General features: G+C 37.4%; 13 protein-coding genes and 1 tRNA gene. 8 read left to right on the plus strand and 6 right to left on the minus strand.

Going from position 1 to position 14,658, the window contains the following annotated elements; genetic code table 11:
• Window positions 1-304: 304 nt before the first annotated feature.
• Both ilvN and ACXITR_RS13570 read left to right on the plus strand, forming a co-directional pair.
• Window positions 305-823 carry an acetolactate synthase small subunit gene (gene ilvN, locus ACXITR_RS13565; RefSeq protein ID WP_457997757.1) on the plus strand — a complete coding sequence of 173 codons (519 nt, stop codon included), beginning with the start codon at window positions 305-307 and terminating at the stop codon, window positions 821-823.
• Window positions 824-826: 3 nt separating this feature from the next.
• The gene (locus tag ACXITR_RS13570; protein WP_457997758.1) at window positions 827-1,870 is read left to right on the plus strand and encodes a hemolysin family protein; all 1,044 of its coding nucleotides are present in this window, start codon (window positions 827-829) and stop codon (window positions 1,868-1,870) included.
• Between the two features lie 108 nt (window positions 1,871-1,978).
• Here the strand turns inward: ACXITR_RS13570 and ACXITR_RS13575 are convergent, their stop codons facing one another.
• Complete coding sequence (locus tag ACXITR_RS13575) at window positions 1,979-3,433, minus strand: glycoside hydrolase family 13 protein (RefSeq protein ID WP_457997759.1); 1,455 nt, start codon at window positions 3,431-3,433, stop codon at window positions 1,979-1,981.
• A 381-nt stretch (window positions 3,434-3,814) separates the two neighbouring features.
• Here ACXITR_RS13575 and ACXITR_RS13580 point away from each other — a divergent pair, with 381 nt between their 5' ends.
• A complete protein-coding gene (locus tag ACXITR_RS13580; protein ID WP_457997760.1) occupies window positions 3,815-4,588 on the plus strand; it encodes an ABC transporter permease in 774 nt (257 codons plus the stop codon).
• A gap of 18 nt (window positions 4,589-4,606) precedes the next feature.
• Complete coding sequence (locus ACXITR_RS13585; RefSeq protein WP_457997761.1) at window positions 4,607-5,809, plus strand: sensor histidine kinase; 1,203 nt, start codon at window positions 4,607-4,609, stop codon at window positions 5,807-5,809.
• 1 nt (window position 5,810) lies between these two features.
• On the opposite strand, the gene ACXITR_RS13590 is transcribed toward ACXITR_RS13585, so the two are convergent.
• Window positions 5,811-5,884, minus strand: a tRNA-Arg gene (locus ACXITR_RS13590).
• Window positions 5,885-6,075: 191 nt separating this feature from the next.
• Window positions 6,076-6,474, minus strand: a complete 399-nt coding sequence (gene msrB / locus ACXITR_RS13595; RefSeq protein WP_457997762.1) for a peptide-methionine (R)-S-oxide reductase MsrB — start codon at window positions 6,472-6,474, stop codon at window positions 6,076-6,078.
• A 228-nt stretch (window positions 6,475-6,702) separates the two neighbouring features.
• Between msrB and ACXITR_RS13600 the strand changes: the two genes are divergently transcribed.
• Window positions 6,703-9,489, plus strand: coding sequence for a DNA methyltransferase (locus ACXITR_RS13600; protein ID WP_457997763.1), 2,787 nt, complete (start codon window positions 6,703-6,705; stop codon window positions 9,487-9,489).
• 15 nt (window positions 9,490-9,504) lie between these two features.
• Here ACXITR_RS13600 and ACXITR_RS13605 read toward each other — a convergent pair whose 3' ends face one another.
• Both ACXITR_RS13605 and ACXITR_RS13610 read right to left on the minus strand, forming a co-directional pair.
• The gene (locus tag ACXITR_RS13605; RefSeq protein ID WP_457997764.1) at window positions 9,505-9,960 is read right to left on the minus strand and encodes a DNA phosphorothioation-associated protein 4; all 456 of its coding nucleotides are present in this window, start codon (window positions 9,958-9,960) and stop codon (window positions 9,505-9,507) included.
• 22 nt (window positions 9,961-9,982) lie between these two features.
• Complete coding sequence (locus ACXITR_RS13610) at window positions 9,983-11,329, minus strand: RNA-guided endonuclease InsQ/TnpB family protein (protein ID WP_457997765.1); 1,347 nt, start codon at window positions 11,327-11,329, stop codon at window positions 9,983-9,985.
• Window positions 11,330-11,400: 71 nt separating this feature from the next.
• Here ACXITR_RS13610 and tnpA point away from each other — a divergent pair, with 71 nt between their 5' ends.
• The gene (gene tnpA / locus ACXITR_RS13615) at window positions 11,401-11,820 is read left to right on the plus strand and encodes an IS200/IS605 family transposase (protein WP_457997766.1); all 420 of its coding nucleotides are present in this window, start codon (window positions 11,401-11,403) and stop codon (window positions 11,818-11,820) included.
• Window positions 11,821-11,929: 109 nt separating this feature from the next.
• A complete protein-coding gene (locus ACXITR_RS13620; protein ID WP_457997767.1) occupies window positions 11,930-12,529 on the plus strand; it encodes a molybdenum cofactor guanylyltransferase in 600 nt (199 codons plus the stop codon).
• Here the strand turns inward: ACXITR_RS13620 and ACXITR_RS13625 are convergent.
• The gene (locus tag ACXITR_RS13625; protein ID WP_457997768.1) at window positions 12,482-13,891 is read right to left on the minus strand and encodes a collagen-like protein; all 1,410 of its coding nucleotides are present in this window, start codon (window positions 13,889-13,891) and stop codon (window positions 12,482-12,484) included. The genes ACXITR_RS13620 and ACXITR_RS13625 overlap by 48 nt on opposite strands.
• A 160-nt stretch (window positions 13,892-14,051) precedes the next feature.
• On the opposite strand from ACXITR_RS13625, the gene ACXITR_RS13630 reads away from it, so the two are divergent.
• Window positions 14,052-14,654 (plus strand): nitroreductase family protein, encoded by a 603-nt coding sequence (locus ACXITR_RS13630; protein WP_457997769.1) that lies wholly within the window; start codon window positions 14,052-14,054, stop codon window positions 14,652-14,654.
• The last annotated feature ends 4 nt before the right edge of the window (window positions 14,655-14,658 follow it).

Consider the following 14,658-nt stretch of genomic DNA (forward strand, 5'->3'; position numbering starts at 1 on the left):
TATTATCATAGTTACTTTTTGTTCTGGTTAACTAGAACGTTTTTTGATATTTTTCATTGTAGTAGTGGTTTAACTCAAACCGCTATTATTTTTATAGATGCCCTATCGGGCGTTTCGTTAGTCTGGTCGCCATTCATCCCTCACCTTTAGAAGGAGGGGTATTCTGACGACTATTTAGATAAGCAACCTCCCCCCAGAGACAAAAACTACGGTAAAATAATAGGGATGTCAGGACATATTGAGTAAAAGCCTGTCCAGCAAAACAAAAAGTGTCGTTTATTGTCAAGAATTATAAGCATCAATAATGAAGCATACCATTTCTGTCCTAGTAGAAGATGAAGCCGGAGTATTGACCAGAATTGCAGGATTATTCGCCAGACGTGGTTTTAACATAGAAAGTTTAGCCGTGGGCCCTACCGAGCAAGTAGGAGTATCAAGAATTATAATGGTAGTACCGGGGGATGACGACACCATCGAACAACTAACCAAACAACTCCACAAGTTAATTAATGTCATCAAAGTTACCGACATTACCAAAATTCCCTGTGTTGAAAGGGAGTTGATGTTAGTAAAAGTAAACACCAACAGTAATAATAGGGGTGAATTGTTACAGGTAGCCCAAGTATTTAGAGCTAGGGTGGTGGACATAGCAGAAGATAGCCTAACCCTAGAAGTAGTAGGGGATCCGGGTAAAATGGTTGCCATTATTTCCATGGTGAGCAAATTTGGCATCAAAGAAATTTCCCGTACGGGTAAAATAGCCCTCACAAGGGAATCAGGAGTTAATACTGAGTATTTAAAGTCCTTGGAAACTAAAGTTTAAGGAATGCTCACTCTTATATTTGTAGTTTTAATAGTATTGTTAGGATCGGCGATTTGTTCCTTATCTGAAACGGTACTATTATCTGTATCGGAGATTAGGGTAAAGCAGTGGGCGCAGTCTAAAAACCCCCCTGCCCTAGCCCTGTTGAGAATAAAACAAAAAATTAATCGTCCCATTGCCACCATCGTTATTTTAAATAATGTATTTAACATTGTGGGTAGTATCGTTATCGGTGGTACGGTTAGCCAAAAATTAGGAGATCAATGGTTAGGGGTTTTTTCTGGAGTTCTAACTTTTTTAATTATTGTTTTTGCTGAAATATTACCCAAAACCCTCGGGCAAAGATACGCAGAGCCTTTGTCTCTAATTATTGCTCTACCCATTAGATACCTCACTTTAATCCTCACTCCCCTTGTCTGGCTATTAGAAAAAGCAACTCAACCCCTCACCAAGGGGCAGGTTTTGCCCACTACCAATGAAACAGAAATTAGATTTTTAACCCGTATTGGTAGAACTGAAGGGGTTATTGAGGCGGATGAAGCGGAAATGATTCACCGAGTTTTTCATCTTAATGATTTGTCGGCATCGGATTTAATGACTCCCCGAATTTTACTTACTTACCTTAAAGGGGATTTAACCTTGGGGGAATGTCAAGATTTTATTATTAATTCTGAACACACCCGCATTTTAATTATCCAAGATACCATTGATAATGTCATCGGTACGGCTCTCAAACAAGAACTTTTACGGGCAATTATTGAGGGAAAAAAGGATCAAACTATTGCCCAGTTAACTCGCCCTGCTAATTTTGTTCCTGAAACCATGAGGGCTGATTACCTACTCAAAAAATTTCAAAGTATCCGCCAACATTTGGTGGTTGTTATTGATGAGTATGGGGGAGTTTCGGGGGTAGTTTCCCTTGAGGATGTGTTAGAAATTTTGACGGGGGATATTGTGGATGAGACGGATAAAACCATTAGTTTACAAGAAATTGCTCGGAAAAAAAGAGAGCGTCTTTTAATTTCTAAGGGCTTAATTGATAGTTAAACATTTGACTAACAAGGGGTTTAGACTCACTCCTTAATAAAACCAACAATGGGCTTAAGCCCATTGCCCATAAACAATAAATAAAAGTATGAGTTACAAATCAGCTCGTTAAATCAAAATGATACCACTACGAGCGTTGAGGGCAACGGTTAAATGGTGTTTTTGGTTTTCTTGTTTACAGGAAAATGTGCCATCTCCGAATAAAATTTTGTCAATGTGATGGTTTATTTCAATGGTGGTGGTTTGGGCTTGGGTGCTGTTATTAACAGCGATGACTATTTTTTGTTCATCTAGGTTACGGCTAAAGATATAAATATCTTCCTTGGCAAACAATACTTGATATTTCCCCCGTCTGAGGGCAGGGTATTGATGACGTAGGTTAATTAATTCTTTGTGATAGGTGAAAAGATTTTTGTCCCATAGTTGTTCATGGGGAAAACCCCGACGGGAATCGGGATCAAATGCACCGGGTAAGCCAACTTCATCGCCATAGTAAATGCTGGGGGCGCCGGGGAATGTTAGTAACATTAGGGTGCATAGTTCGACGGTTTTTTTGTCGTTTCCTGCAATGGTTAGTAGTCGGGCGGTGTCATGACTAGCGAGGAGGTTGAGTTGGGTTAGGTTAATTTCCCAGTCATACATACTCAACAATGTTTCTATTTTTTGTTGATATGCTTCTGCTTTGATGGCAGGGTATGGCTCATAACAGGGAATTTCTACATGTTCTAATAATATGCGATCGCCCCCACAAAAAGCCATGGTAGGAGCGGTAAATAAATAATTCATTACCCCATCAAACTGACTACCATCAAGCCACTGACGGGCATCAGTCCAAATTTCCCCCACAATATAAGCATCAGGGTTAACGGCTTTTACCCTAGTCCTAAATTCCTGCCAGAAACCTTCTTCCTCAATCTCGTTAGGTACATCTAAGCGCCATCCATCGATGCCTTGATTTAACCAATATTCTGCCACCTGCATAATATATTCCCTCACTTCAGGGTTACCATGGTTAAACTGGGGTAAAGCTCGATTATTCACCCAAGAAGCATAGTTAGCAGGAAATGCCCCATTGTAAGCGGAGATAGGCCATTTTTCCACCTTAAACCAATCTAGCCAAGGGGAATGAGGTCCATTTTCTAGGATGTCATTAAAAAAGAAAAAACCCCTTCCTACATGGTTAAAAACACCATCTAAAACAACTTTTATATTACGTTTGTGGGCTTGGGTTAAAAACTCTTGAAAGGCATAATTTCCCCCCAAAAGAGGATCTATTTGATAATAGTCATGGGTATGATAACGATGATTACAAGTAGATTGAAATACAGGGGTAAAATAAATAGCATTAATCCCTAAGTCTTGTAAATAGTCTAGTTTATCAACTATGCCCCAGAAATTTCCCCCTTTATATTTTTGTAGCGTAGGAGGGTTTTCCCATGGTTGAAGATTCGATGATTGCCAATAGTTGGGGTAGGATTTTTCTGGTTTTCCCATGGCAAATCTATCAGGAAATATTTGATAAAAAACCGCATCTTTTACCCAATTTGGGGTTTGAATATTCATGGTAATTTTTGGTAATAATTTGTTTACTGTTTGCCCTCAACTAATTTATTAAGTAGTTAATTTCAGGTTATTCCTTCTATGTTTTTATCAATATCATGGAGTTTAATTTAACTTAATTACTCTAGGTTATCAATATCAAAACCCATAAGGGAATAAATCTTATCTGTACTGACATCTTACCTCGGATTGCTGAACCTGATCTGCTAATATGAACTTTCCCTTGTTATCAAAATTAGTCTTTTATCCCTAGTTTTGAGTCAGTTTGAGAATTTATAGTAAAATAGATACCAAAATTTACTATGATTATTTATTAGTACACAAAAAAACTATCCTTTCCATTGACTATCCCTTAATCGGTAAAATTAATCATTATTATCGAATATGAACATAACTAGAATAATTGCGATCGCCCATAACGGTTTTAGAGAAGTAATTAGAGATCGTATATTATATGTTATCGGCTTTTTCGCCCTACTCTTACTACTAGCTTCCCGCATTCTGCCCTCCATCGCCGTCAGTGCAGACGATAAAATATTATTAGACTTAGGTATCGGTGCCATAAACCTACTAGGAGTCATTGTTGCCATTTTCGTCGGCACAGGATTAATTAACAAAGAAATCGAGAAAAAAACCGTCCTCATCCTAGTCCCAAAACCCATTAGCACTGCCGAATTTATCATCGGAAAACATATAGGTCTAGTGGCCGTACTAACCATTTTAGTAGGGGTCATGACCGTGCTATACTTAGGAATAATGACAATATCAGGAGTAGAATATCCCCTAGGCAGTCTATTAATCGCCCTAGTTTATATCATCCTAGAATTGTCCCTGCTAACCGCCGTTGCCATTACCTTCGGGGTATTTACTAGCTCCATTTTAGCCACCCTGCTTAGTTTCGGGGTTTATGTCATGGGGCATTTGAGCCGAGATTTATTAGAATTAGGTAAAATTACCGAAAATGAAAGTATTGAAAACTTAACTAGAACCTTATTTTTAATTCTCCCAGACTTAGAAAGATTAAACCTAAAAAACGAAGCAGTATATAACATACTACCCCCCACAGGAGAATTAATTAACAGTCTAATTTATGCCTTATTATACGTAATATTGCTACTCACCATTAGCATTGTGATTTTTTCCCGCCGACAATTTTGAGACATTAGAGAAAATTAGTTGCAACCTCAAAACATCCATCTAAACCAAATTCAAGAACAGTTATTTTTAGCCTTAGAAAGGGATAAACCTGAGATACTTTGTCGATATATCCATGGTTTAATAGCCCAAAAATACTCCCTCAAAACCTTTATCATTACCCACTTTAACCCACAATCTCTTCATTTTAGCCATGAATTAGTTTATGGTGATAACTTGCTCAATAGCCAAAAAATCATCATACAAATTAATCAATGTCCTAACCTGAAACAAATCCTATGTCATCCTAGTATAGAAAAAAAATATCATAAAATTTCCCTCGATCAACTTTCATCAGTTCATCAACCCACTATTAACACTTTATATCTTTTTCCTATTTCGTACCGTAATCAAATAATCGCCACCATATTATTAGACATTACCCCAGAAGAATTATCTCAATTTAATGATAGTCAGTTAATTAAAATAATTTCACAAAATTTAGCTCTATTATTTATTAATCTTGATATTCAGAAAAAACAAGAAGACTTAAGTAAAGAAAAAGAAAATCAAAGTAACTACTTATCAAAAATAAACCATGAAATTAGAACTCCTATCTCCTCAGTGATAGGCTTTTCCAAAATGTTAAAACAGGAAATTTATGGAGAATTAAACCCCAAACAACTTCAATATGTAAACGCCATCTATGAATCAGCAAATTATCTTTTAGAATTAGTAATCGATTTACTAGATATAGCAAAACTAGAGGCAAAAAAAGAAGAACTATATTTAGAAAAGGTATTCATTAAAAAAATATGTCAATCCTGTTTATCCTTTATCCAGATAAAAACCTTCCATAAAAACTTAAATCTTCAACTAATAATTGAAGAAAATATTAACTACATCTATGGGGATGAAAGAAAAATTAAACAGATATTAATTAACTTACTTTCCAATGCTGTAAAATTTACCAAAAAAGGCTCAATAACCCTAAAAGTATTTTTAGAAGATAAAACAATTAAATTTTCTGTAATTGACACAGGAATGGGAATAAAACCAGAAGACTACCATAAATTATTTAAACCCTTTTCTCAAATAAAAACCCATGTCCATGACTTAGAAAAAGGTACTGGGCTAGGATTAGTTATCTCTCAAGAGTTAGCCAAATTGCACGGCGGAAACATAACGTTTACCTCTAAGGTGGATGAAGGAAGTTGTTTTACCCTTTCATTACCCATAAATTAAACGGGTGCGACAGGATTCGAACCTGTGGCCGACTGCTTAGAAGGCAGTTGCTCTATCCAACTGAGCTACGCACCCTAGATGATTGAATATCAGTTCACTATTTTAACATAGGTACGAAAAAAAAGCAACCATTAAAGGAAGTCCGTTAGGGTGGGCATGGATTACCCACTTTAAAATTAACCAATACTGGACACAAAAACATACTAAGAGAGCAAACAATGGGCTTAAGCCCATTGCCCATAAACAATAAATCGGACTCGGTATAACTACTCAGCTTTAACAAAATCTAAAGCAGCGGAATTCATGCAATATCTTTTTCCTGTGGGGGCAGGCCCATCATTGAAAACATGACCTAAATGGGCATCACAATTGGCACATAATACCTCTGTACGTCTCATGAAAAAACTAACATCGCTCTTGTAGGCAATATTTTCTTCGGTAGAAGGTTGCCAAAAACTAGGCCAGCCAGTACCAGAATCATATTTAGTATCCGAGGAAAATAGTTCTGTACCACAACAGACACATTTATAAATTCCTTTTTCTTTGTTATCGTGATATTTCCCTGTAAAAGCTCTTTCTGTGCCGTGTTTTCTGGTTACTTCAAATTGTTCGGGGGTGAGAATTTCTTTCCACTCGGCATCGGTTTTTTTTACTTTAGTAGTCATAATGATGAAAATTGATTGTGTTAACTTTTGTTAAATCTTTTTCCATGGTATCAAATTTGAGGATAACTGAATTTAGCTCCCCTGAAAATCTCAAATCCTCCATTTGCAACAGATTATCTGAGGTTAGGTTTTAAGTGGGGGTTACACCGATGCGATCGCCCTTGGACTTTTTAGTTTATTGTGGTTATATATTGCCCAATGCCCTTTACCTTGAAGCAAAGAAATCAGATGCCCTTAAGTTGGAATGAAATCAAAAATAGAGCCTTAAACTTTAGTAGAGAATGGGAAAATGAAACCTCAGAAAATGCGGAAGCAAAATCATTTTGGGATGGTTTTTTCAATGTTTTTGGAGTCTCCCGAAGGAGGGTAGCCACCTTTGAACAATCCGTTAAAAAGTTAAATAAAAAACAAGGTTTCATTGACTTGTTATGGAAAGGAGTGATTTTAGTTGAGCATAAATCTAAGGGCAAAGATTTAGAAAAAGCCTATCAACAAGCCATTGACTATTTCCCCGGATTAAAAGATCATGAACTACCTAAATATATTCTAGTTTCCGACTTTGCTAGGTTTAAATTATATGATTTAGAAACCAATAAAAATTGCGAATTTGAACTACAGGAATTTGTTAATAACGTTCACTTATTCGACTTCATAGCAGGGTATAAAAAAAGGGAATATAAAGAAAGTGATCCTGTCAACATTCAAGCAGCACAATTGATGGGAAAATTACACGATCGCCTTTTAAATATAGGTTATAAAGGACATGAACTAGAAGTATATTTAGTACGTTTATTGTTTTGTTTATTTGCTGATGATACGGGCATCTTTAACAAAGGCATTTTCCGAGACTATATCGATTTACATACCAAAGAAGATGGTAGCGATTTAGCCATGCACATCGGCTCTATTTTCTATGTGTTGAATCAACCAGAAGCCAAAAGATTAACTAACCTAGATGAAAACTTAGCCCAATTTCCCTACATCAACGGCAAACTATTCGAGGAAGTATTACCCCCTGCCTCCTTTGATAGTGAAATGCGAGAAATGTTATTCCAAGCCTGTGCCTTGGATTGGGGTAAAATTTCCCCCGCCATTTTTGGTTCGATGTTTCAGGCGGTGATGAATCCAAATCAAAGAAGGAATTTAGGGGCGCATTATACCTCAGAGAAAAATATTCAAAAAGTTATCAAACCTTTATTTTTAGATGATTTATATGATGAATTTGACAAGGTAAAAAACAACCAAAATAAACTTAAACAATTTCAAGAAAAACTAGCTAATCTTACATTTTTAGATCCTGCCTGTGGTTGTGGTAATTTTTTGATTGTTAGTTATCGAGAATTAAGGGAATTAGAAATTTTAGTCCTGAAGGAATTAAATAAAAAAGGACAATTAGAATTAGATGTTAGTAATATTATCAAAGTAGATGTAGATCAATTTTATGGCATCGAATACGATGAATTTGCGGTTAGGGTTGCCGAAGTAGCAATGTGGTTAATTGATCATCAAATGAATGTTAAAGTTAGCCATGAGTTTGGACAATATTTTGTTCGTTTACCCCTCAAAAAGTCTGCTAAAATTACCCATGGTAATGCGCTACAAATTGACTGGGAAACCATTATTGATAAAGAACATTTAAATTTTATTCTCGGTAATCCCCCCTTTGTCGGTAAGCATCTACAAAATTCCGAACAAAAAGCGGATATGAATTTTATCTTTGGGAGGATAAAGGGAGCTGGGGTTTTAGATTATGTGTGTGCATGGTATCTCAAGGCATCCCAGTTGATACAAAATACGCAGATTCGTTGTGCTTTTGTAAGTACCAATTCTATTTCTCAGGGTGAACAAGTGGGCATCTTATGGAATGTTTTGTTTAATGAATATAACATCAAAATTCATTTTGCCCACCGCACCTTTAAATGGAGTAATGAAGCCAAGGGAAATGCTGCGGTTTATTGTGTTGTTATCGGTTTTGCTAATTTTGATACTCCCCAAAAAAGGCTTTTTGATTATCTGGACATCAGGGCAGAAGCTACAGAAAAAGTAGTTAAAAATATTAATCCTTATTTAGTGGAAGGAAATGATTTAGTTGTTTTGAGAAGAAGTAAGTCTACTGCTAATGTACCTACTATTAAATTTGGAAATCAACCTATTGATGGCGGAAATTTTATTATCGAAACACAAGAGGAATTAAATCAGTTTTTATTAGAAGCTAATAGTTATAAATTTATTCGTAAATATATAGGAAGTTATGAATTTATTAATAATGTTAATCGATGGTGTTTATGGTTAGAAAATATAACTCCTAATGAATTAAAAAAGAATAAGAAAATTTATGATAGGGTAGAAAAAGTTAAGCAATTTAGATTAAATAGTAAAAGAAAAGAAACAAGAGAATTAGCTTTAACACCTACAAGATTTGCATTTATTTCTCATAAAGAAACCGATTATATTATTATTCCGAGTGTATCATCAGAAAATAGGAAATATATTCCTATTGGCTTTATTTCTAAAGAAATTATTACAAGCAATCTTTGTTTAATCATTCCTGATGCTGATTTATTTTTATTCGGAATTTTAACCTCACGGATGCACATGACATGGGTTAAATATGTGTGTGGTAGATTAAAAAGCGATTATCGTTACTCAAATACCATTGTTTATAACAACTATCCCTTTCCTGAAAACGTGACAGCAAAACAGAGAGAAAAAGTGGCTAAATTAGCCCAAAATGTTTTGGACATAAGGGATAAATATATGAACCCTTCCCCAGAGTCAAACTTAGATAATTCCGATGTTTCTGTCAAAGAAAAAGGGTGTAGTTTAGCAGATTTATATGATCCCCTTACCATGCCCCCAGACTTATTAAAAGCCCATCAAAATCTTGACAAAGCAGTAGATTTATGTTACACAAAACAAGTTTTTAATAGTGAGTTAAACCGTATCGAATTTTTGTTTAATTTATATGAAAATTTAACCGCCCCTTTACTACCAAGCAAAAAGAAAAAAAGATAATGAAAGTATGTCGTACTACAAAAAGCGACTCAAATCAAACTCTTGACCAGTACCTCGATGATTTCTTTCTTGATTGAGCAATAGCAAAAGCCTTTCTTGATAATCGATCGCCCCTGTTAACTGTTCCTGTAAATAGGATAAACCACCATTGGCATATTGTTCAAAAATAGTTATCTTATCCTCCCCATTTTCATCCTCCGCAAACACATCTAAATTACCCATCGTGGTAATAGCCAAAACATTAATGAGTAAATCATAACCACGGGAGATAAACACATCGAAACTGATGGGGGAAGGCTCTTGGGCAATATGTTCTAGGGGTAAACGACAATCATATTTTTTACCCACGGAGGCAGCAAATGCCATAATATCTGCATAGGTTTCAAATATCCCCTCTGGGTTATCGTTGTTAAAAATTAAACTCTGGACAAAAGAGGCTTTACTTTGGTCAACTCTAATTCTACTAACCATATTTTGAATGAACTACCCCACCCTACTTTGTTGAGGGTGGGGTTTCTAAAACCTCACCCTTATTAGGAATAGAGCTTTGACGCTTCATCTGTCCTAGTTTTCTCATAGATCCCGTATGCTTACGGGTCTTAGAGACAGAGCTAGCAACATCAGCGTCTGTGAGGCGGATTCCCAACCCCAGTTGCTTACCAACAGCAACGTTATACATAACCATCGCAGCACTTTCATCCCTGCCAGACTCAAACCCACATTCACAAACGTGATAACGATTTGAGAGTACCGCCCATTCTTTATGGACTGTGCCACACTGAGGACAACGCTGAGATGGTTTTATTTTTTTCGTATTTAATTGCAGGACTATACCGCCCTTTTCTTCTATCTTGTAGGTGAGCATATTATTGAGTTCACCAAAACCTACAGAAAGAATAGACTTGTTTAGTCCTGCTTTTTGCTTACGACCTTTACTGATCTTAGCTTTACGGGTCATCCCTTTTACGTTCAATTTTTCGGTCACGCCGAGGTCATAACGACTAGCAATCTCTGACGTGACTTGGTGTTGCCAATCCTTACGTTGATTAGCACACTTTCTTTGAAGTTGGGAAATCTTTTTCCGTTGCTCCCTCCAACGGTTAGAGCCTTTTACTTTTTTCTTGTGGTTGGGAGAGCGCTTTCGGCGTAGTTTCTTGGACTCTTTCTTGATTTGTTGCTCCGTTCTTTGGGTAAACCTAGGGTTTTCTACTTCCCTGAAGTCTTTACCATCATAAAGGGTGAGAGCAGAAAGACAGCCTACATCCCACGCAACCACCTCTTTATATTCCAACTCTGACTCAGATCCGTACTTAGGTTGAACATCAGGAACATTGACAGTAATAGAAGCAAACCATTGTTGCAAATAAGGGCGGTACACTATAGTCAGGGTTGTGGGAACTCCCCACACTTTAGCTTGACCTCTCATTCTTAAGATGACCTTGAGGTCGTTCAAAGTAAGACTTCCATGTTTGCCATTAGTATTTGCTTTCCAGCCACTCTTAGCGGGATAAGTCCAACCACTATAATCTCGGATTGATTTGAACCTAGGTCTTTTTCTAATCCCCAATAAAAAGGAATTATAAGCCAAGTCCACCCGTTTTACCGTTGCCTGAAGACTCTGAGAGTGCAAACTCTTGTACTCTATCCAACAATCTTTGAATTGTGGTAGGCAATTTTGCTGTTCAAAATAACTAACCGACTTTTTGTTGACACTATACTGATACTTTCTGTCAGCTATACAGGCATTGTAAAGATAAGCATGAAGCCTTCTAGCTTCTAATAGCTTCACCTCCTGAGCTTTGTTGGGGTAGAGTCGAAAAGTATATCTCCTAGTTGCCATATACTAAAAGTCTTTCTTATTTATTTGACCAGTGGTTATAATAATATCATAAATAAATAAAATTGCCAAGGATGAAAACAAAACTAAGAAGTGGGGCGCATTCGGTCTTTTCTATTCACTTGCACATCGTTTTTGTTACTAAATATCGCCGTCAAGTATTGACAGCACAAATGATAGAAGATTGCCAAGTAGTATTCCAAAGGGTGTTGGGAACAAATCAGTCGAGGTTGCTAGAATGCAACGGAGAACCAGATCATCTTCATTTGTTGATAGACTTACACCCTGATAATAATATTTCCAACCTCATTGGCTCTCTCAAATCAGCTAGTAGCAGAGTCCTTCGACAAAAATACCCCAGTGAAATTAGTCGTTTTTACTGGGGTAAGTCGGCAAAATTGTGGCATGACTCTAAGTGTATCGTTTCCTGGGTCGGTGCTTCTTTAGACACCATCAAGACTTATATAGAAGAGCAAAAAGGCGGTAGAGAATAAGGAATTGCTACGCAATGTCTTTCTTTTTTGGTCAAAAATTCATCCCTACCCTATAGAGGGATGGGGAATTTTTTTTGACATTTTTGTTAAAATAGAAAACTAAATCATCATGGTATCAGTCTTGATTTTGGCAGGGGGTAAAAGCTCTCGTATGGGAAAAGACAAAGCATTATTAAAGATAGATGGGCAATATCTGCTTACCAAGACATATCACATTGCCAGAGAATTGAGTGAACAAGTATTTATAATCACCTCGTCACAACATCAATACCAGCCCATTTTACCCAAGGATGCTCCGTTAATCATCGAACCTCATCCTTACCAAGGCCCTTTGGTGGCTTTTGCCCATGGACTATCCTTTATCAACACTGAATGGGTATTACTGTTACCCTGCGATTTAATTTATCTCCATAGCCAAGAGATTAAGTCATGGTTAGGGTTGCTACCTTCCCTATCACCAGAGATTACGGCTTTGTTGCCTCCCCATGGTAAAGGGTGGGATTGTTTATGCGGTTTTTATCGTCGTAGTTGTCTTGCTTCTTTACGAGAGTCTTTGGGGCAGGGAAATAAATCTTTTCAGCCATGGCTAGCCAAGGAAAAAGTAAGCCCCCTTATGGTCAAAGATAAGAGGGTTTTGTTTAATTGCAATACCCCTGAAGATTTAGCGGAATGGACCGAGTGTTCTTCTTTCGGTGATGGTTTGGGTTGATTGATTGTTGTCTAGGGTGCGAATAATCTCTAATTCGATTTGAATGGGGGTGTCTGCTTGTAAATGGCGAGGATCAATATCTAATTCCCCAATATTAAGGGTAAATCGGTTATTCTGATAGTTTACCAGTTGTGGGGGGATTTCTCCTTCATAGCGTAGGGTAAAGTCGCCCCTTTGTCTTTGGTTGATGTTACGGGAGGATGGGGAGGAGGTGCTATATCGAACCCTGAAACGAGTATTGATGACATCGGAAATTTGGGCTTGATCGACTATTTCCATTTGCAATCCTAAACCTAATCCTGATATTCCTTCACTGGTTAATCGGGTGGTTTGACTTAGGGGAATGGCGTTAAAAACAAATACCTCGGTTACTTGATTTTTTGGTACTATGTTGGTCTGTAACCATACATCATCGGGAAATGTTAGATCCACGGTGCGATCGTCTTGTAGGTTTAGGGTTACGGTGCGATCGCCCATAGACTCAAAAGGTTGGGGAGCATTCCAAATCATGACCACGGAATTTTCTACCCTTTCCACCAACTCTAAATATTGATCCGCAATAATAGAACCCGAAGCAAATAAATTTGTTGCCCCTGTGCGATTTTCCCAAATATTTTTTGATAAACTAAAACCCCTGTCCTTCAACTCTGCCATGGTTACAGAGGCAGTGAGACGATCTGGGGGTAAAGGGGTACTACTATTAATTAAAGTGAGACTACCCATATTTCCCGTCCTTCCAGCCCTACCAGAGCGCCCATTTTGTCCCGTATCGCCATTAATACAACGAAACTCTTGAGTACCACAACTATAATCAGGAGTGCCGGGGCGCCCCGTACAGGTTTCCACCGTCCAGAATGACTGAGTACACTGGCAGCCATCACCCCCTCTGCCCCCATCGCCCCCATCTCCCCCTTGCCCAGAGGAAGCATTGACCGCAATTTGTCTCAAATCTTCTCGATTAGTGGCATAAATAGTTAAATTACCACCATTACCCCCATCACCACCATTGCCACCGTCACCGCCACTGCCCCCCGTAGCACCTTGTAAATTTTGTCGAGGATTCTGAGGTTGGCTTTCACATAATGCCCTTGTGCCATTAGTACCATTTTCCCCCCTAGTGCCGTTTTGCCCTGCTAGGTTTAGGTTTAGGGGAGAGCCATCGGCAAAGATAGTCATGCTTTCACTGTTTCTACCATTATTTCCATCGGCGCCCGTTACACCATTATTCCCACGATTGCCGAAATTACTAGCCTGATTGGCGATCGCCATTAAACTACATAAATTATTTGTAACGACGGGAGCAACGATTTCAGGTAAAAACAAAAAAGCCACAGTAAAAGAAGTTTTAGTTAACCAACCCATGATAAATAATTGATAATTGATAATTGATTATTAATAATAAACTCCCAACAAACAAAATTTGAACATACCTTCTCAAATCAATCAAGACTTATCGAGGATTATCTATATTTGTTATATTAAGTAATGTTAAGTTGTAAATTATTAAGGAAACAATTACATTATGGATACTTTAACCGCTATTAGAGAAAGAAGATCAATTAAAAAGTATGATCCTAATCATAAAATGACGGACTCAGAAATTAATACTTTGATGGAACAGGCTTTACTTTCCCCTACTTCCTTTAATATGCAAAATTGGCGTTTTGTAGTGGTTAAAGATCAAGAAATCAAAGATAAATTAAAAGCGGTTTCTTTCAATCAAGCTCAAGTGAGTGACGCTTCCATTGTAGTTGTGATTTGTGGAGATTTAAAAGCATCGGAAAAAGATCCCCAAAGATATTGGCGTAATACCCCCGAAAAAGTACAAGAGCAGATTGTGCCTATGATTGGTGGTTTTTATAATGATAAACCCCAGTTACAACGGGATGAGGTGATGCGCTCTTCTGGTATGGCAGGACAAAATATTATGTTAGCCGCCAAAGCCATGGGTTACGATACTTGCCCGATGATTGGTTTTGACCCCCATAAAGTGGCAGAAATTATTAATTTACCTGAAGATTATATTCTTTCTTTTATGATTGTAGTCGGAAAAGCCATCGAAGGGGCTAATCCTCGTTCTGGACAATTAGATTTTTCTGAAGTTGTAAGTTTTGATAGTTTCTAATGGA

Source organism: Cyanobacterium sp., from assembly GCF_054166785.1.